Here is a 17,770-nt window from a genome sequence, read left to right as displayed (position 1 = left end):
GCCCGGATGCAACGGGCATCCGAACGACGTCGGGGCGGCCTGAGGCCGCCCCGAACCGATTGCGCCGATGGCGGCTGATTACATGGCGTCGCCAAGTGCCTCATCGGTGATCATGTGGGTCCAGGCGCCTTCCGGCCTTTCGGTGATGACCGGATCAGCACCGGCTGACAGAAGCACATCGACCGTGCGATCGAAGTCGGCCGGGTCGAGCGTTCCGTTAGACCCTGCGGTGAGCTTGGCAATTTCGCTCATCATCCGCTTCTGATGCTTTTCGGTCTGGGCACCGGTGAGATCATTGTCGAGGACGATCATAGCCGCCTCGTCAGGATTCTCTTCGGCCCATTTCCAGCCCTTCATCGAGGCCCGCACGAAACGCACCATCTTGTCGACAAAGGCAGGGTCTTCCAGGCTCTCTTCGAGCACATACAGACCGTCTTCGAGCGTCGAGATGCCTTCGTCCTCATATTTGAAGATGACGAGATCGTCCGGGGTCAGACCGGCATCGATGATCTGCCAATACTCATTGTAGGTCATCGCGGTGATGCATTCGGCCTGCTTTTGCAGCAACGGATCGACGTTGAAGTTGATCTTCTGAACCGTTACGCCGCCTTCCGAACCGTCGGTCGGAATACCGAGCTTGCTCATCCATGAGAAGAGCGGCAGCTCATTGCCGAAGAACCAGGTGCCGAGCGTATGGCCGGGGAAATCCGCCGGCGTCTCGATGCCGTGTTCCTTGAGGCAGACGAGCGTCAGACCCGAGGATTTGAAAGGCTGGGCGATATTGACGATCGGAACGCCGTTTTCGCGGGCGGCAAGGGCCGCCGGCATCCACTCGACGATCACATCCGCCCCGCCTCCGGCAATGACCTGCGGGGGTGCAAGATCCGGCCCGCCGACATTGATGGTGACGTTGAGGTCTTCATCATCATAGAAGCCCTGATCCTTGGCCACATAATAGCCGGCGAACTGGGCCTGTGTGACCCATTTGAGCTGTAAGGTGACGTCATCCGCCGCCATCGCGGGGATGGCACCGGCCAGCAACGCGCCAGCCGCCAAGCCTGAGAGTATTTTTTTCATTCGTTCGACTCCTTCCCTGTTAACCGCCTATCCCCTACGGATCGACGGGTGCCAGAACGTGAGGGTACGTTCAAGCAGTGCCACTAGGCCGTAGAAGGCGGACCCTGCGACCGCCGCCATGGCGATCTCCGCCCAGACCATGCTGACATTCAGTAGGCCCACCTCGGTGGAGATGCGAAAACCCATCCCCACGATCGGTGTGCCGAAAAACTCCGCCACGATGGCGCCGATCAGCGCCAGAGTGGAATTGATCTTCAACGCATTGAAAATGAACGGCGCCGCTGCCGGCAACCGCAATTTGAACAGGGTCTGCCAGTACCCTGCTGCATAGGTCCGCATCAGGTCCTTTTCCATGGACCCGGCCGCATTGAGCCCCGACACTGTGTTCACCAGCATCGGGAAGAAGGTCATGATGACCACCACTGCGGCCTTGGACGGCCAGTCGAACCCGAACCACATGACCATGATCGGTGCCACGCCGATGATCGGCAGCGCGGAAACGAAATTCCCCAAAGGCAGCAGGCCGCGCTTGAGGAACGGTGAGCGGTCCACGAGGATCGCCACGGCAAATCCTGCCCCGCAGCCCATCGCGTAGCCGGTCAGCACCGATTTGATGAAGGTCTGCTGGAAGTCGGCCCACAGGATCGGCAGCGAGTCGGTGATCTCTTCCCAGATGCGCGAGGGCGGCGGCAGCAGCACCTCCTTGACCGCGAAGCCGCGCGTCAGCCCTTCCCACAAGACCAGGAGCGCCACACCGAACAGAAGAGGCACGATGAGATTGATTGTGCGCGAAACGGTGCGGTTGGTGGTCTGGACACGCACAAGGGCCTCATTGATGCCCCAGGCGCCGAGCCACACGATGATTGCAATGGCGATCAGTCCGGTGTTCATGCGGAGACCCCCATGCGTTTCGTGACCCGTCTCTCGGCGACCCCGATCAGCCCCACCAGCGTGGCGGCGAGGATTGCGGCCATGAACAGCGCCGACCATATCTGAACGGTCTGTCCGTAATAGGAGCCGGCCAGCAGCCGCGCACCGAGACCGGCGATGGCGCCGGTCGGCAGTTCACCCACAATCGCACCGACCAGCGAAATGGCGACCGCCACCTTCATCGAGGTGAACAGGTAGGGCACTGCGCTCGGCCACCTCAGCTTCCAGAAGGTCTGGGCGGAACTCGCATTATAGGTGCGCATGAGATCGAGCTGGATCGCCTCGGGTGCACGGAAGCCCTTTACCATCCCCACTACAACCGGGAAGAAGCTGAGATAGGTCGAAATCAGGGCTTTCGGGATCAACCCCTTGAGCCCGATCGAAGCCAGCACGACGATAATCATGGGCGCGATGGCGAGGATCGGCACCGTCTGGCTGGCGATCACCCAGGGCATGACCGACTTGTCCATGGCCTTGGAATGGATGATCGCGACCGCCAGCAGAATGCCGGTTGCCGTGCCGATGGCAAAGCCGAGCAGCGTCGCCGAGAGCGTCACCCAGGCATGATAGATCAGCGTGCGCGGCGATATCGCCCGCATGCCACGCTCAGGCAGGTCGCCGAGCGGCGCGATACCCGTGTTCCAGAATTCCACAGCCACCTGGTGCGGGCTCGGCAGCACCGGCCGGTTCTGATTGAGCGTATCGGTCCAAAGGTCCGTAATCGTCCACTCGGTATTATCTGCCCGCTCGTAGACGCCGAGCTGCCAGGCCGAATTCAGAGCCACCGAGCCGACATACCAGGCGATCACAATCCCCAGAACGATGGTGAGAACCGGCAGGACGTGATGACGAAACGCGTTCATACCGTCCTCCGCCGTTTCGGCCGGATCAGGCGTTGATTGACCGCTTCGATGACCTTGTCGGCCTCGATCTTGCCGATGCCGCGCAAGACGGGCACCAGCATCGCGCCCTGCCCCAGCAGGAGCGCCGCCTTCTTCACCCGGCGGCCATTGACCTTGACCGTATAGGTCGGGTCGTCCGCCACCCAGCGCGGCTCACCGAGCATGGATTTTTCGAACCGGCGCTTGCGGGTAAGCATGAGGATCGAACGGTAATGGGTCACCCCGTTATTATCGATGACGATCTTTTCGCGCCCGATCAGTGTCCAGAGCAGCAACACAGTGTCCCCAACCATGCCGATGGCCCAGAAGAGCAGCCAGACAATCAGAAAACCGACATCGAACAGGCCGTCACCGGTATTGAGCAGCGCGAAGGCGAACAGCCCGCCAAACGCCCAGAACACGCCGAACAGTACCATCATGAACGCCGCGCCATAGTCGCGCGGGCGCCGGATATGGACGGTCGTCTCGCCCTGCCCGTAGCGGACCTCGACCCGCGCCTCTTTGGGTGAAAACACGCTCACAGCCTATTCCTCATAGCTGTGGCCTGCTTTCAGACCCTCGCGCACCCGGTGCGCGATCTCGAGGAATTCGGGGCTTTCGCGAACTTCGAGCGGACGTTCTTTTGGTAGCGTCGAGGTGATCACATCGGTCACCCGGCCCGGGCGCGGGCTCATCACCACGATCTTGGTCGACAGGTAGACCGCCTCGGGGATCGAGTGGGTCACGAAGGCGATGGTCTTGTTGGTCTTGGCCCAGAGTTCGAGCAACTGTGAATTGAGATGATCGCGCACGATCTCGTCGAGCGCGCCGAACGGTTCATCCATCAGCAACAGGTCAGCGTCGAACGACAGGGCGCGGGCGATCGAAACGCGCTGCTGCATCCCGCCCGAGAGCTGCCAGGGATATTTGTTCTCGAAGCCGGTCAGATTGACGAGCTCCAGCGTGCGCCGGATCCGCTCGCGTTTCTCGCTCTGGGAGAAGCCCATCACCTCGAGTGGTAGCGCCACGTTCTTGGCAATGGTCCGCCAGGGATAGAGCGCCGGTGCCTGGAACACATAACCGTAAGACCGGTTGCGCCGCGCCTCTCGTGGTGTCGTGCCGTTGACCTTGATCTCACCGCCGGTCGCTGTCTCGAGGTCGGCGATCACGCGCAGAAACGTCGTCTTCCCGCAGCCCGAAGGCCCGATGAAAGAGACGAACTCGCCCTTGCCGATCTCCAGATTGACCTCGGAAAGAGCCTGGACCGGCCCGTCATTGGTCTCAAAGGTCAGAGACAGGTTCTTCGCCGAAACCACACTTGGCGCTGCCTTCTCCTGGCTCGGCGCTGCCTGTTCTTGCTTTTTGTCGTCGTTCTCGCCCTCGACCGCCATACGTCCCCGTTACTCCTCCCTGGGCAGTGTGCCCAACAACGCCTTGAGCGTCTGATCAGGCGCGTCTTCGCGCCAACTATCCCCAATTTTCCAGTCCCCGTCTTCGCGCACAAGCGAGAAGATGGTTACCACATCGCCCCTGCCCGCATCATAAATGCCGCGCACCGTCGCCGCTTCCGCGGATTGCTCGACGAGTTCGACCGATATTCGCGCATCGGCCTGCCCCGGGAGCATCGCCGGATGCGGTTCGCGCTCGGGCAAACCTGCCGCCGCCCGTCGGGCAAGCATGGCCTCCATCTCGGCCATGATCGCGCTGGCCCAGAGTTCGGACCCACCCGGGAGCCGGTCCGAATGATCCATCTCGGCATAGCTGCGCTCGACCACCTCGGCCGGGCTGAGGCCGGTTTCGGCGATCGCCGCCGGCATCAACGCCAGCGACAATCCCAAACTGGCAAATGTCGAGCAGACAAGCCTCAAGCGGTCAGACCCCCGTCGCCGGAATGCCGGTGCGTTCGACCTTGCGCGGCGCGGTCAGTTCCTTCCAGGTCGACAGCGCCTTGTTGACCGCCTGATAGGGCTCGCGCTTGACGAATTCGCCATGCCCTTCCTCGGTCTTGATCGTGTCTTCCTCGATCGCGACCTTGCCACGGGTCAGGGTGAAGCGCGGCAGCCCCTTCACGTGCTTGCCCTCGAACACATTGTAATCGATGGCCGATTGCTGCTTCGAGGCGGTGATCGTCTTTTCCCTGTTCGGATCCCACACCACGATATCCGCATCCGCCCCTTCAAGGATTGCACCTTTTTTCGGGTAGATGTTGAGGATCTTGGCGATATTGGTCGAGGTGACAGCCACGAACTCGTTCATGGTCAGCCGGCCGGTAATGACCCCATTGGTCCACAACAGCGGCATCCGGTCCTCGAGCCCGCCGGTCCCGTTCGGGATCTTGGTAAAATCGCCCACGCCGAACCGCTTCTGATCGGTTGTGAAGGCACAGTGGTCGGTCGCCACCACCTGCAGCGACCCGGCCTGCAAGCCGGCCCAAAGCGAATCCTGGTGCAGCTTGTTGCGGAAGGGCGGCGACATCACCCGGCGGGCGGCGTGGTCCCAGTCCTCGTTCGAATATTCGCTTTCATCGAGCACCAGGTGCTGGATCAGCGGCTCGCCATAAACCCGCATGCCGTTTTGCCGGGCCCGGCGGATCGCCTCATGGCTCTGCTCGCAGCTCGTATGCACCACATAGAGCGGCACCCCGGCCATATCCGCGATCATGATGGCGCGGTTGGTGGCCTCGCCCTCGACCTGGGGCGGGCGCGAATAGGCATGCGCTTCCGGCCCGTTATTGCCCTCCGAGAGGAGCTTTGCCGAAAGGTCGGCGACCACATCGCCATTCTCGGCATGGACGAGCGGCATCGCCCCGAGCGCCGCGCAGCGCTGGAACGAGGCATACATCTCGTCATCCTGCACCATCAGCGCGCCCTTATAGGCCATGAAGTGCTTGAAGGTGTTGATGCCCTTTTCCTTCACCACGGTCTCCATCTCGTTGAAGACCTGCTCGGACCACCAGGTGATGGCCATGTGATAGGAATAGTCGCAATTGGCGCGGGTCGATTTGTTGTCCCAGCGCTGCAGCGCCTCGAGCAGCGACTGTTCCGGGCTCGGCAGGCAGAAATCCACCACCATGGTGGTGCCGCCCGACAGCGCCGCCCGCGTCCCGCTTTCGAAATCATCGGTCGAATAGGTACCCATGAACGGCATTTCGAGATGCACATGCGGGTCCACCCCACCCGGCATCACATAACAGCCGCTGGCATCGAGCACCTCGTCACCGGAAAGGTTTTCGCCGATCTGGGCGATCTTGCCGTCCTCGACCTTGATGTCTGCCTTGTAGGTCCGGTCGGCGGTGACAATCGTTCCGCCCTTGATGACTTTGCTCATGTGTTTCTCCCTGCCTGTTGGTTTGCCGCCCTTCACCTCTCCCTTTGGGGGAGAGGTCGGACGTCGCGAAGCGATGTCCGGGTGAGGGGGCCTGTTCAAGACGGTCCGCAATGATGTGCAGCACGCCATCGAGGTTCCGCAAAACCTCATTGTTCCAGAACCGGACGACGTCATAGCCGTGTTCGTTTAGCACTCTCTTCCGCTTCTCATCGTGGCTCGATTCTGCATGCTGACTGCCATCGAGCTCAACGACCAGATCAGCCTGTCGGCAGGCAAAATCGGCGATGTACGGTCCGATCGGATGCTGCCGCACGAATTTGAACCCGCGCAGTTGTCGATTGCGAATGCGGTTCCACAAAGCTCGCTCCGCTTCCGTCATGTTCGACTTGAGCGATTTCGCACACTTGGCAGCGAATTCGGTGTTTCTACTGGTCAAAAGGCCCCCTCACCCGATCCTTCGGATCGACCTCTCCCCCGAAGGGAGAGGTGAGCTCTGTGCCACGATCTCGCCCCCTCACTCCACGATCTCCGCGGTCTCGACCACTGCATGGAACAGCACATCGGCGCCCGCGGTCGCCCATTCCTTGGAGATGTCTTCTGCCTCGTTGTGCGACAGCCCGTCGACACAAGGGCACATCACCATGGCGGTCGGCGCCACATCGTTGATCCAGCAAGCGTCGTGCCCCGCGCCGGAAACGATATCCTTGTGCGAGTAGCCCAGCCGTTCGGCGGCGTTGCGCACGGCGGCAACGCAATTCTTGTCAAAGGCTGGCGGATTGAACTGCCCCACGATCTCGGTTTCGAGCGTCACCCCGATATCCTCGCACAGCTTGGGTGCGCGCTCGTTGAATTCGTTGAGCATCGCATCGATCACCTCCATGAGGTGCGAGCGGAAATCGATGGTGAACACCGCCTTGCCCGGGATGATGTTGCGCGAGTTCGGGTAGATATCGATATGCCCGATGGCGCCCACGGCATTGGGCTGATGCTTCATCGCGATCTCGTGCACCAGCTCGGTGATCAGCGCCAGGCCGCGCCCGGCATTCTTGCGCATGGGCATCGGCGTCGAGCCGGTATGGCTCTCCTTGCCGGTCACCGTGCACTGGATCCATCTCAGGCCCTGACCGTGGGTGACGACCCCGATATCCTTGCCCTCGGCCTCAAGAATCGGGCCTTGCTCAATATGCAACTCGAAGAAGGCATGCATCTTGCGGTCGCCAACCTTCTCCTCGCCTTTCCAGCCGATGCGTTCCAGCTCGTCGCCGAATTTCAGTCCCTTGGCGTCGGTCCGGTCATAGGCCCATTGCAGGTCGTGCTTGCCTGCGAACACGCCGGAGGCGAGCATCGCCGGCGCAAAGCGCGTGCCTTCCTCGTTTGTCCAGTTGGTTACGACAATCGGGTGCTTGGTCTTGATGCCGAGATCGTTGAGGGTGCGGATGATTTCGAGCCCGCCAAGAACCCCCAGCACCCCGTCATAACGTCCGCCGGTCGGCTGGGTGTCGAGATGCGACCCCACATAGACCGGCAGTGCATCGGGGTCGGTCCCCTCACGCCGGGCGAACATGGTGCCCATCTCATCGACACCCATGGTGAGGCCAGCCTCTTCGCACCATCGCTGGAACAGATGCCGCCCTTCGCCGTCCTCATCGGTAACGGTCTGACGGTTGTTCCCGCCAGCAATGCCTGGGCCGATCTCCGCCATTTCATGGATCGAATCCCAAAGGCGGTCGCCATTGATGCGCATGTTTTCGCCGGGTGCCGGCATAGTGTTCCTCCTGCCCTGTATTCAAGGCCGGCACCGCCCCTGTCGCGCCGCCGGCCGGTTCCTTGCTCCCTAGCTCGGGAAAGTGAAGACCGCGCCCTCCTTGATCCCCGCCGGCCAGCGCGTGGTAATGGTCTTGAGGCGGGTGTAGAAATGCACCCCTTCGGGGCCATAGATCGAATGGTCCCCGAACAGCGACCGCTTCCATCCCCCGAAGGAATGATAGGCCACCGGCACCGGGATCGGGACATTCACCCCGACCATGCCGACCTCGATGTCCTCGGCAAAGGCCCGCGCCGCATCCCCGTCGCGGGTGAAGATGGCAGTGCCGTTGCCATATTCATGGGCGTTGATCATATCGACGGCGGATTGGTAATTCGCCGCCCGCGCGACAGAGAGCACCGGCCCGAAGATCTCTTCGCGGTAGATCGTCATGTCCGGGGTCACCCTGTCGAACAGAGTGCCGCCGACGAAATAGCCGTCTTCATAGCCCTGCAGCGCGAAGCCGCGCCCATCGACCACCAGGTCGGCGCCTTCCTCGACGCCCTTGTCGATAAAGCCCAGCACCTTTTGCTGATGCGCCCTGGTGATCAGCGGCCCCATATCGGCCTGGCTGTCGGTTGCCGGGCCGATGCGCAGCGTCTCGATCCGGGGTTTGAGCTTTTCAATCAACCGGTCGCCGGTCTCTTCGCCCACCGGCACCGCGACGGAAACCGCCATGCAGCGCTCGCCCGCCGATCCGTAGCCGGCGCCCATCAGGGCGTCGGCGGCCTGATCGAGATCGGCGTCAGGCATGACGATCATGTGGTTCTTGGCGCCACCCAGCGCCTGGACCCGCTTGCCCGCTTTGCATCCGCGCTCATAGACATATTGGGCGATAGGGGTGGACCCCACGAAGCTCACCGCCTTGATATCGGGGTGGTCGAGGATCGCATCCACCGCTTCCTTGTCGCCCTGAACGATGTTGAACACCCCTTCGGGCAGCCCCGCCTCGCGGAACAATTCATAGGAGAGCAGCGAGGCTGACGGGTCGCGCTCGGAAGGCTTGAGGATGAAGGTATTCCCGCAGGCGATCGCCACCGGATACATCCACATCGGCACCATGGCCGGGAAGTTGAACGGGGTGATCCCCGCCACAACGCCGAGCGGTTGCCGGTCGGCGATGCTGTCGACACCGGACCCGACATTGCGGGAGAACTCGCCTTTGAGGAGCTGGGGAATACCGCAGCAGAACTCGACAACCTCGAGCCCGCGCGCCACCTCACCCAGCGCATCCGCGTGGGTCTTGCCGTGCTCGCGCGAGATTTCCTCAGCCAGCGCATCCTGGTTGGCGTTGAGCAATTCGAGGAACTTGAACATCACCCGTGCGCGCTTGGCCGGCGGCGTCTTGGCCCAGCCCGGCAGCGCGTCCTTGGCGGCCTGCACCGCCGCATCGACTTCCGCCACGCTCGACAGGTGAAGTTCGCCGATCTCGGCGCCGGTCGCCGGGTTGAAAATGCCAGCCTTTCGGCCGGAACCCGACGGCGCGCGTTTGCCGCCAATCACGTTGTCGATCACATAGCCCGTGCGGGCCAGCCCGTCCGCCATCAGTCGATCTCCTCAAGAATGGTTCGGATCGCTCCGATCAGCTCGTCGATCTGGTCTTTCGAGATGATCAGGGGCGGTGACAGGGCGATGATGTCGCCCGTGGTGCGGATCAGATAGCCCTTCTCGAACGCCTTCACGAAGGCCGAGAAGGCCCGCTTGGTCGGCTCGCCATCAATGGGCTTGAGTTCAATCCCGCCGATCAGCCCCAGATTGCGCACATCGATGACGTTCGGGGCGTCACGGAGCGAATGAAGCTTCTCTTCCCAATAGGGTCCGAGCTCGGCGGCACGGGTCAGAAGCCCCTCTTCCTTATAGGTATCAAGAGTCGCCAGGCCTGCGGCCGCGGCGATCGGATTGCCCGAATAGGTGTAGCCGTGGAAAAACTCGATGAGGTGTTCCGGCCCGTTCATGAAGGCGTCGTGGATCTCGGACTTCACGAACACCGCCCCCATCGGGATGACGCCATTGGTCAGCCCCTTGGCGGTGGTGATGATATCGGGGGTGACATCGAAATAGTCGGCAGCAAACGGGGTACCGAGACGCCCGAAGCCGGTGATCACCTCGTCAAAGATCAACAGGATTCCGTATTTGTCGCAGATTTCCCTCAGCCGCTTGAGATAGCCCTTGGGCGGCGCCAGCACGCCGGTTGATCCGGCGACAGGCTCGACGATAACAGCAGCAACGGTCGAGGCATCATGCAGCCCGACAATCCGCTCAAGCTCATCGGCCAGTTCGGCGCCATGCTCGGGCTCGCCCTTCGTGAAGGCGTTCTTGCCCGGCAGATGGGTGTGCGGCAGGTGATCGACCCCGGTCAGAAGCGTGCCGAACATCTTCCGGTTCGGTACGATGCCGCCAACCGAAATGCCCCCGAAATTGACCCCGTGATAGCCGCGTTCGCGCCCGATCAGGCGGAAGCGCGAACCCTCGCCTTTCGCGCGGTGATAGGCGAGCGCGATCTTGAGGGCGGTATCGACCGATTCCGAACCCGAATTGGTGAAGAAAACATGGTCGAGGCCTTCAGGGGACAGATCGACCAGCCGGTTGGCCAGTTCGAACACCTGCGGGTGCCCCATCTGGAAGGCCGGAGCGTAGTCCATCTCGGCAGCCTGACGGGCAATGGCCTCGTTGATCTTCGGGCGGCAATGCCCCGCATTCACGCACCACAGGCCCGCGGTGCCATCGAGCACCTGCCGGCCATCCGAGGTCGTGTAATGCATATCCTTGGCGCCCACGAACATGCGCGGCGCCTTTTTGAATTGCCGGTTCGCTGTGAACGGCATCCAGAACGCACTGAGATCGTTGGGCGCAACATCCTGGCGGTCCGCCATGCGCTTCCTCCCTGTTGACGGGCAAAAAAGAGGTGGCCCTGTCCACCTGCGGCCTGCTTCACATCTCGTTCTTGGCGTTTGCCCGGTAGAGCGCTAGTGTGGGAGCAGAATTTTTGACCGATTGGAAAAATGTTAGCACTCCCAGTATGACGTTCAAGGCGAAAATTCCGATGCACTGTGCCTTGCCTGCTGCAGGCCGGCGACCGGAACCGGCAAACAGATGAGCACGGATACCGAGGGCGACGGCCCAACCACGCGTATCCAGCGCGAAAAGCACGAAATCATCCTCGAGGCAGCACTCGACGTGTTTGCCAACCACGGGTTTCGCGGGGCGACAATCGACCAGATCGCCGAAGCCGCGGGGATGTCGAAGCCGAACCTCCTTTATTACTTCCGCTCCAAGGAAGACATTCACCAGACCCTCATAGCCCGGCTGCTGGACAACTGGCTGGCACCGCTGCGCCACATGAGCGCCGATGGTGATCCGCTCGAGGAAATCCTCGACTATGTCCGCCGCAAGATCGACATGGCCCGAGATTTCCCCCGGGAAAGCCGATTGTTCGCCAATGAAATCCTGCAAGGCGCGCCGCGGATCATGGACATGCTCGCCGGCCCGCTCAACGAACTGGTGCGGGAGAAGACGACCATCATCTCGCAATGGATGGCCGAAGGGAAACTGGCCAAGGCCGACCCTTACCACCTCATATTCTCAATCTGGGCGACCACCCAGCATTATGCGGATTTCGACGTCCAGGTCCGGGTCGTCCTGCCGCCCGAGCACAGCGGCGAGGAACGATTTGAAGAGGCCAAAGCCTTCCTCGAATCAATGTTCACCCGAACCCTGACGCCCTAATTCGACCCGAACCCGCACTGCCGGCCTGCGCCGCCCTCAGGCGGCCCTGTCTTCGGTTTCGTGCTGGGCGCGAAACGCTACGCTCAGCCGGTTCCACACATTGATCACCCCGATAGCCATGGTGAGTTTGGCGATTTCCTCTTCGCTGAACTGCTCGCGGACCTCGGCATAAAGCGCATCGTCGACGTCGCCTTCGGCAACGCGGGTCACGGCCTCGGTCCACGCCAGGGCGGCGCGCTCACGCGATGAGAACACCGGCGATTCCCGCCACGCGGCCATCACATAGAGCCGCTGGGCAGTCTCCCCATCCGCCAGCGCTTCCTTTGAATGCATGTCGAGACAAAAGGCACAGCCGTTGATCTGCGAAGCCCGGTATTTGACGAGATGCAGCAGGCTTGCCTCAAGCCCGCTTTCATTGACCTTCTGGTTGAAGTTGAGCACCGCACGGAACAGATCCGGCGCTGCCTTGGCATAGTTGAGCCTCTCCTGCATGAGACAGGTCCTTTCTTCTTGCTGTGATTGAGTGCGCTCAGGCGCCCTGAGGGCGCTTGAACCGGTCGCGAAAGGCGCAGCCCCGCGCCACCACGCGCGGATCGGCCTGCTCGGTGAAGTCATCCATCAGTTGGGCGATGCTGGTCTTTGCCAGCTCGGCCCGATAGGCCTGCTCGGCCCGCAGCATGGCAAGATTGATGTTGCATGGCAGGGGGAAAGCGTCATCTGGCAGTGGATCGACACCCTTCTTGCGGATGTCATGGCATCGAAAGGCGGGCTGCGCCCCTTCCACCGCCAACACCACATCTGCGAGAGAAATCCGGTCCGTCCGTCGGGCGAGCCTGTAGCCGCCTGCCGGTCCGGATACCGATTCGAGAATACCTGCAGCCACCAGCTTCTTGAGGTGCTTGAGCAGATAGCTCGGAGAAACGCCATGAAACTCGGCGAGCGCGGTGGCCGGCAGGGTTTCGTTCCCTTCGAGCGCCGCCAGAGCGGTCACGCAGTGAATTGCCGCTTCAACACCATCTGACAATTTCATTCGGCAACTTCTTTCATGGATATTTCTTATCCTGGATAATTATTATCTGCAATAAGGATCTGTGCATCCCTGCCGTTGAACAGGCGGCGCGGCCCCTACTGATCCTTGGTGAAGAACAGGATGAACAGCCCCACGGCGCTGACGAGCGATCCCATGATCACCGCCGGTGAGACCCAGCCGCGGCCCGAGAGGCCCTCGATCAGGATGACGAAGGACGGGGTCAGATAGCCATAGGCCAGCACCTTGGCGGCCGGCAGCCGGACGGAACCGAGCTGGAGCAGAAAGAAGGTACCCGCAGTCGCAAAGATCGCCAGATAGGCGATACAGGCCCAGACAAAAAGCGGGATGGCAGCCCAGTCCGTCGCCATGATTTCACCCGCGCCGTAAAGCGTCACCCAGACAGCGATAGAGAGCAGGGTCCAGAACGACATCACAACCAGCGGCTCACCCCGGCGGAATTTTCTGACCAGAGGGGCATAGGCGGCATGACCGACACAGCCGAAAAAGAAGATCATTTCACCCTTGCCGATGTCGAACCCCAGGATCGCGTCGATGTCGCCCCGAAAGATGACCCACACGGCACCAAGACCGGCGATCACCAAGCTGACCATCACGATACCACTGGGTTTCTGACCGAGGAAAACCAGGCCGAAGCCCGCACTCATCAGCGGGATCAGCGTGAACATGGCCCCCGTCGCCACCGGGTGGGTAAACTGAAGCGCGATGAACATGGTTACGAAATAGACCGCCATCAGCGCACCGAGCACTGCAAACCGCCAAGGCGCCACCGGCCATCTCAACTGACTACGCGCCACCGCGAGGGAAAAGCCCAGCATGATCGCCGCGCCAATGAGGAAGCGCACCGAATTGAGCGCCGCTGCCCCAATATAGGGGGTGGTCAGCGCCCCGAGGGAAAATGATCCCGCAATCAGGCTTGCGAAGAGGATCATCGCCAGGTGTCCGATCAGCCGGTCCCGGCCAATGGCGAGGTCATGGGTCTGAACAGACATCGGGGCATTCTCCACTTCGCGATTTGCGAGGATCGCCCGGGAGTTCAATGTTTACAAGGCAGTATCACCGTCGATACCGGCGCTTAAAAAGAAGCCGGGACCGGCCAAACCGGTCCCGGAGGCCAGGAGAAGACTGTTATTCCGCCGCTTCGCGTGCCGCGGGATTATTGGGGTGGGAGGTCCAGTTGGCGTAGTCGGGCGACACCGTCTTGCCCGTCCGCTTGTCGATATCCCCGGCATCGAGCGGCACCATGGTGATGCAATCCTCGACCGGGCAAACATTCACGCACAGATTGCAGCCAACGCATTCTTCATCGATCACCTCGAAGCCGCGCTTGCCGTCAATGGTGTTGGTGATCGCCTGATGCGAGGTATCCTCGCACGCAATGTGGCAGCGGCCGCATTCGATACACAGATCCTGGTTGATCCGGGCCTTGGAGATGTAATTGAGGTTGAGATACTGCCAGTCGGTCACATTGGGTACCGCCTTGCCGACAACCTCGTCGATCGAGGTAAAGCCCTTCTCGTCCATCCAGTTCGACAGGCCCGTGATCATCTCCTCGACAATCCGGAAGCCATAGGTCATCGCCGCCGTGCACACCTGCACATTGCCGGCCCCTAAAGCCATGAACTCAGCCGCGTCGCGCCAGGTCGTGATGCCGCCGATGCCGGAGATCGGCATCAGATAGGTGTCCTTGTCGCGCGCGATCTCCGAGACCATCGACATCGCGATCGGCTTCACCGCCGGGCCGCAATAGCCGCCATGGGTCCCCTTGCCGTCGATCGAAGGCTCGGGCGAGAAACTGTCGAGATTGACCGCGGTGATCGAATTGATGGTGTTGATGAGGCTCACCGCATCGGTGCCGCCATTGAAGGCCGCGCGCGCCGGGCGCCGCACATCGGTGATGTTGGGCGTCAATTTGGTGATCACCGGCATGCGGGAATATTGTTTGCACCATTTCACGACCATCTCGACATATTCGGGCACCTGCCCGACCGCCGAGCCCATGCCGCGTTCGCTCATGCCGTGCGGGCAGCCGAAATTGAGCTCGATGCCGTCGGCACCGGTCTCCTCGACCAGCGGCAGGATCGACTTCCACGCGTCTTCCTCGCAGGGCACCATGAGCGACACCACGACCGCCCGGTCCGGCCAGTCGCGCTTGATCTGCTTGATTTCCCGCAGATTGGTCTGCAGTTCGCGGTCGGTAATCAGCTCGATATTGTTGAGCCCGATCAACCGCCGGTCACCGCCCCAGATGGCGCCATAGCGCGGGCCGTTGACATTGACCACCGGAGGCCCTTCCGCCCCCAGCGTCTTCCACACGACACCGCCCCAGCCGGCCTTGAAGGCGCGCTCGACATTATAGGCCTTGTCCGTGGGCGGCGCCGAGGCCAGCCAGAACGGATTGGGCGATTTGATTCCGACGAAACTGTTTCTGAGATCGGCCATGGTCTCCTCCCGGCCTACCCGACAAGGGCTTTGTGAATGCTTTCGGCAGCGTCCCGGCCTTCGGCCACCGCGGTCACGGTCAGATCGTCCCCGCGATTGGTGCAATCGCCGCCGGCCCAAACCTTGGGATGCGAGGTCCTCCCCTCGGCATCCGTGCGGATCCGGCCACCGTCCAGATCGACCCCTGCGTCCCCGAAGACCGTTTCGTCGAGCCGCTGCCCGATAGCGCGGAACACCTGGTCGGCCGGTTCGACGAAATACTCGCTGGTTCCCACCAGCTTGCCGCCTTCGAGCCGCGTATACTCGAACTCGACCCCGGTAACCGCACCGTCTTCACTGGTGACCGCAACGGGCTTGACCCAGTGCCGGATCGCGACGCCCTTGGAGGTCGCCAGATCCTGCTCGAACTCTGAGGCGTTCATGTTTTCCTTGCCGCGCCGGTAGCAGATGGTCACATCCTCCGCGCCCAGCAGCTTGGCCTGCACCGCCGCGTCGATGGCGGTCATGCCACCACCGATCACGACCACCCGCCGCCCGATAGGCAGACCGGCCAGATCGTCCGCCTGGCGAAGCTCGGAGATGAAATCGACCGCGTTCTCGACCCCGGCAATGTCGCCAGCGCCCAGCCCGAGCGAATTGACCGCGCCGAGCCCGGCCCCGATGAAGACTGCGTCGTAGTCCTTCACCAGGTCCCCGACGGCCAGATCGCGGCCCAGGGCCTTGCCATACTCGATATCGATACCGCCGATTGCGGTGATGTAGTCGACCTCGGCCTGGGCGAACCCGTTCGGGGTCTTATAGGCAGCGATGCCATATTCATTGAGCCCGCCAGCCTGTTCCTTGGCCTCGAACACCTTGACCGCGTGTCCATGCATGGCCAGGCGATGCGCACAGGCAAGCCCGGCCGGTCCCGCGCCGATCACCGCCACGCGCCGTCCTGTCGCGCGGCCACGTTGGTAAAATTGCTTTTGCTCGGCCATCGCCGTGTCGGTCGCGAATCGCTGCAGCCGGCCGATCTGCACAGGCTTGCCTTCCGCGATCTCGCGCACACAGACCTCTTCGCACAGCGTCTCGGTCGGGCACACGCGGGCGCACATGCCGCCGAAAATGTTCTGGTCGAAAATGGTCTTGGCCGCCCCGATCGGATTGTCGGCGGCAATCTGCCGGATGAACATCGGAATATCGATATCCGTAGGGCATGCCGTCTGGCACGGTGCGTCGTAACAGAAATAGCAGCGATCGGCCTCGACCTGCGCCTCGTGCCAGTCAAAGGCCGGGTGCAGATCCGAGAAGTTTTCCGCATAGGCGTCGGCTTCAAGCCGCTGGGCTGCGACGCCGGTTTTATAGATGCCCTGTGTCATTCGCCTCCCCATGGAATGACTGATGGGAAACCGTAACGCAGGCCTGTTTTTTTATCAATTGGTAAAAAATCACAATTTGTGGAGGCGGGGCCAGGTTCATTTCCAACGGGTCCCGGCCGATTCTTTGCCTCGCGCCGGCGGGCTGGCCGGGACAGCGCGGTATGGGTGCAAGCGTCCACCCCAACAGGCCCGGCAGGTTTTCACCTCCAAGGTATCAAAGAGCAGAGCGGGAGTGGGACGCGGAACGTCTCATCCGTAAACTAATAGAAGCGAGGCGCACCGCGTCCCACTCATCCGGGATTTTGGGCTTGGACTGCGTCAACGGGCTGGGGTCAATCCCCGCTCCCTTTCGGGAGTACACCGCCGCCGTAACGGCAGCCGGCTCCGGCGCAGTTTTGGCCTCCGCTGGAGCGACCTCCATCGGACCCGGACCCAGCTTACCTGACCGTTCGTCGCGACCACGCTCAATCGCAGGCTGGTTCGGGGATAATAAGGGAGAGGGAGGAAGCGGGGATAAGTTTTGTTGGCACAGCCCAAACCCTCCCCCTTGCGGGGAGGGTGGGCCGGCATAGCCGGGCCGGGTGGGGGTCTCAGTGAAAGACCCAGTCGCATCCGGTGTCACCCCCACCCTGTCTCGCGACGGATTTGGCAAGCCAAATCCTGCTCAACGTCCCTCCCCGCAAGGGGGAGGGAAAGGCAAGTCGCCGACGCTTTTACATTCTGCCCTAATGCCTCGCCCTTCGTAGTTCGCCTTTCGACGAGCTCAGGGTGAGGGCATAGGTGAGGGCTTGAGGGTGCATCCTGCCGGGCCACCCCGGACCTGATCCGGGGCCTGGACCAGATTGCACGAGGTCCCGGCTCTCTCTTTGTCTCACGGCGCGTACCGCTCCAGTCACGACGCTGGTCGCTGTGACCTCCGCTGCGCCTGCGACGGCGCGGCCAAAAAGTTGGCCCACAGCCCTGCGCGCGTAGCGCTCCGGGCGTTCTTCCCTTCAATCGGTCCACCGGACCGATTGCCCCGCAAAGCGGGACGGTCATAACTCCTCGGCTCTATTGAGCCTCGTCCTCCTTTTCCCTCGCATCGCTTCTCTTGTTTCCATCGGACATGCCTCCTGGCCCGGCAGGCGGTTGCCTCCAGGGTTTGCGATAGAGCGGGAGTGGGACGCGGAACGTC

The 17,770-nt window shown here is 61.9% G+C and carries 17 protein-coding genes; 1 reads left to right on the top strand and 16 read right to left on the bottom strand.

Going from position 1 to position 17,770, the window contains the following annotated elements:
* Positions 1-78 precede the first annotated feature (78 nt).
* From G489_RS0104885 to G489_RS0104840, 11 genes are all read right to left on the bottom strand, one after another.
* On the bottom strand, positions 79-1,077 hold the full coding sequence (locus G489_RS0104885) for an ABC transporter substrate-binding protein (protein ID WP_029040594.1): 999 nt from the start codon (positions 1,075-1,077) through the stop codon (positions 79-81).
* 27 nt (positions 1,078-1,104) lie between these two features.
* Positions 1,105-1,968, bottom strand: coding sequence for an ABC transporter permease (locus G489_RS0104880; RefSeq protein ID WP_029040593.1), 864 nt, complete (start codon positions 1,966-1,968; stop codon positions 1,105-1,107).
* Positions 1,965-2,870, bottom strand: coding sequence for an ABC transporter permease (locus G489_RS0104875; protein WP_029040592.1), 906 nt, complete (start codon positions 2,868-2,870; stop codon positions 1,965-1,967). The genes G489_RS0104880 and G489_RS0104875 overlap by 4 nt, the downstream gene beginning before the upstream one ends.
* On the bottom strand, positions 2,867-3,430 hold the full coding sequence (locus G489_RS0104870; RefSeq protein ID WP_029040591.1) for a hypothetical protein: 564 nt from the start codon (positions 3,428-3,430) through the stop codon (positions 2,867-2,869). Before G489_RS0104870 ends, G489_RS0104875 begins: the two co-directional genes overlap by 4 nt.
* 3 nt (positions 3,431-3,433) lie before the next feature.
* A complete protein-coding gene (locus G489_RS0104865; protein WP_081691404.1) occupies positions 3,434-4,279 on the bottom strand; it encodes an ABC transporter ATP-binding protein in 846 nt (281 codons plus the stop codon).
* Positions 4,280-4,288: 9 nt separating this feature from the next.
* A complete protein-coding gene (locus tag G489_RS0104860; RefSeq protein ID WP_155889312.1) occupies positions 4,289-4,705 on the bottom strand; it encodes a hypothetical protein in 417 nt (138 codons plus the stop codon).
* 55 nt (positions 4,706-4,760) lie between these two features.
* A complete protein-coding gene (gene hydA, locus G489_RS0104855; RefSeq protein WP_029040588.1) occupies positions 4,761-6,215 on the bottom strand; it encodes a dihydropyrimidinase in 1,455 nt (484 codons plus the stop codon).
* Positions 6,103-6,594, bottom strand: a complete 492-nt coding sequence (locus G489_RS22865) for an endonuclease domain-containing protein (protein ID WP_155889322.1) — start codon at positions 6,592-6,594, stop codon at positions 6,103-6,105. Before G489_RS22865 ends, hydA begins: the two co-directional genes overlap by 113 nt.
* Positions 6,595-6,729: 135 nt before the next feature.
* On the bottom strand, positions 6,730-7,980 hold the full coding sequence (locus G489_RS0104850; RefSeq protein ID WP_029040587.1) for a Zn-dependent hydrolase: 1,251 nt from the start codon (positions 7,978-7,980) through the stop codon (positions 6,730-6,732).
* Positions 7,981-8,049: 69 nt separating this feature from the next.
* Positions 8,050-9,564 (bottom strand): CoA-acylating methylmalonate-semialdehyde dehydrogenase, encoded by a 1,515-nt coding sequence (locus G489_RS0104845; RefSeq protein WP_029040586.1) that lies wholly within the window; start codon positions 9,562-9,564, stop codon positions 8,050-8,052.
* On the bottom strand, positions 9,564-10,892 hold the full coding sequence (locus G489_RS0104840; RefSeq protein WP_029040585.1) for an aspartate aminotransferase family protein: 1,329 nt from the start codon (positions 10,890-10,892) through the stop codon (positions 9,564-9,566). Before G489_RS0104840 ends, G489_RS0104845 begins: the two co-directional genes overlap by 1 nt.
* A gap of 220 nt (positions 10,893-11,112) precedes the next feature.
* Here G489_RS0104840 and G489_RS0104835 point away from each other — a divergent pair, with 220 nt between their 5' ends.
* Positions 11,113-11,745 (top strand): TetR family transcriptional regulator C-terminal domain-containing protein, encoded by a 633-nt coding sequence (locus G489_RS0104835; RefSeq protein ID WP_029040584.1) that lies wholly within the window; start codon positions 11,113-11,115, stop codon positions 11,743-11,745.
* 36 nt (positions 11,746-11,781) lie between these two features.
* On the opposite strand, the gene G489_RS0104830 is transcribed toward G489_RS0104835, so the two are convergent.
* From G489_RS0104830 to G489_RS0104810, 5 genes are all read right to left on the bottom strand, one after another.
* Positions 11,782-12,237, bottom strand: a complete 456-nt coding sequence (locus tag G489_RS0104830; protein ID WP_029040583.1) for a carboxymuconolactone decarboxylase family protein — start codon at positions 12,235-12,237, stop codon at positions 11,782-11,784.
* 37 nt (positions 12,238-12,274) lie between these two features.
* Positions 12,275-12,775 (bottom strand): RrF2 family transcriptional regulator, encoded by a 501-nt coding sequence (locus G489_RS0104825; RefSeq protein ID WP_029040582.1) that lies wholly within the window; start codon positions 12,773-12,775, stop codon positions 12,275-12,277.
* Between the two features lie 95 nt (positions 12,776-12,870).
* On the bottom strand, positions 12,871-13,785 hold the full coding sequence (locus G489_RS0104820) for a DMT family transporter (RefSeq protein WP_029040581.1): 915 nt from the start codon (positions 13,783-13,785) through the stop codon (positions 12,871-12,873).
* Between the two features lie 136 nt (positions 13,786-13,921).
* Positions 13,922-15,235, bottom strand: a complete 1,314-nt coding sequence (preA, locus tag G489_RS0104815; RefSeq protein WP_029040580.1) for an NAD-dependent dihydropyrimidine dehydrogenase subunit PreA — start codon at positions 15,233-15,235, stop codon at positions 13,922-13,924.
* Between the two features lie 14 nt (positions 15,236-15,249).
* The gene (locus tag G489_RS0104810; protein ID WP_029040579.1) at positions 15,250-16,596 is read right to left on the bottom strand and encodes an NAD(P)-dependent oxidoreductase; all 1,347 of its coding nucleotides are present in this window, start codon (positions 16,594-16,596) and stop codon (positions 15,250-15,252) included.
* Positions 16,597-17,770: the final 1,174 nt, after the last annotated feature.

It is taken from the genome of Cucumibacter marinus DSM 18995 (genome assembly GCF_000429865.1).
Classification (GTDB): Bacteria; Pseudomonadota; Alphaproteobacteria; order Rhizobiales; family Devosiaceae; genus Cucumibacter; species Cucumibacter marinus.
The sequence above is the reverse complement of the archived record's forward strand: the minus strand, read 5'-3'. Positions and strand labels throughout refer to the sequence as shown.

What these genes read in the sequence shown, in the direction of transcription:
- G489_RS0104875 (WP_029040592.1), bottom strand. Translation starts at nt 2,870, where the DNA reads ATGAACGCGTTTCGTCATCACGTCCTGCCGGTTCTCACCATCGTTCTG.
- G489_RS0104865 (WP_081691404.1), bottom strand. Translation starts at nt 4,279, where the DNA reads ATGGCGGTCGAGGGCGAGAACGACGACAAAAAGCAAGAACAGGCAGCG.
- G489_RS0104860 (WP_155889312.1), bottom strand. Translation starts at nt 4,705, where the DNA reads ATGCCGGCGGCGATCGCCGAAACCGGCCTCAGCCCGGCCGAGGTGGTC.
- G489_RS0104885 (WP_029040594.1), bottom strand. Translation starts at nt 1,077, where the DNA reads ATGAAAAAAATACTCTCAGGCTTGGCGGCTGGCGCGTTGCTGGCCGGT.
- G489_RS0104830 (WP_029040583.1), bottom strand. Translation starts at nt 12,237, where the DNA reads ATGCAGGAGAGGCTCAACTATGCCAAGGCAGCGCCGGATCTGTTCCGT.
- G489_RS0104840 (WP_029040585.1), bottom strand. Translation starts at nt 10,892, where the DNA reads ATGGCGGACCGCCAGGATGTTGCGCCCAACGATCTCAGTGCGTTCTGG.
- preA (WP_029040580.1), bottom strand. Translation starts at nt 15,235, where the DNA reads ATGGCCGATCTCAGAAACAGTTTCGTCGGAATCAAATCGCCCAATCCG.
- G489_RS0104825 (WP_029040582.1), bottom strand. Translation starts at nt 12,775, where the DNA reads ATGAAATTGTCAGATGGTGTTGAAGCGGCAATTCACTGCGTGACCGCT.
- G489_RS22865 (WP_155889322.1), bottom strand. Translation starts at nt 6,594, where the DNA reads ATGACGGAAGCGGAGCGAGCTTTGTGGAACCGCATTCGCAATCGACAA.
- G489_RS0104820 (WP_029040581.1), bottom strand. Translation starts at nt 13,785, where the DNA reads ATGTCTGTTCAGACCCATGACCTCGCCATTGGCCGGGACCGGCTGATC.
- G489_RS0104845 (WP_029040586.1), bottom strand. Translation starts at nt 9,564, where the DNA reads ATGGCGGACGGGCTGGCCCGCACGGGCTATGTGATCGACAACGTGATT.
- G489_RS0104835 (WP_029040584.1), top strand. Translation starts at nt 11,113, where the DNA reads ATGAGCACGGATACCGAGGGCGACGGCCCAACCACGCGTATCCAGCGC.
- G489_RS0104810 (WP_029040579.1), bottom strand. Translation starts at nt 16,596, where the DNA reads ATGACACAGGGCATCTATAAAACCGGCGTCGCAGCCCAGCGGCTTGAA.
- G489_RS0104850 (WP_029040587.1), bottom strand. Translation starts at nt 7,980, where the DNA reads ATGCCGGCACCCGGCGAAAACATGCGCATCAATGGCGACCGCCTTTGG.
- hydA (WP_029040588.1), bottom strand. Translation starts at nt 6,215, where the DNA reads ATGAGCAAAGTCATCAAGGGCGGAACGATTGTCACCGCCGACCGGACC.
- G489_RS0104880 (WP_029040593.1), bottom strand. Translation starts at nt 1,968, where the DNA reads ATGAACACCGGACTGATCGCCATTGCAATCATCGTGTGGCTCGGCGCC.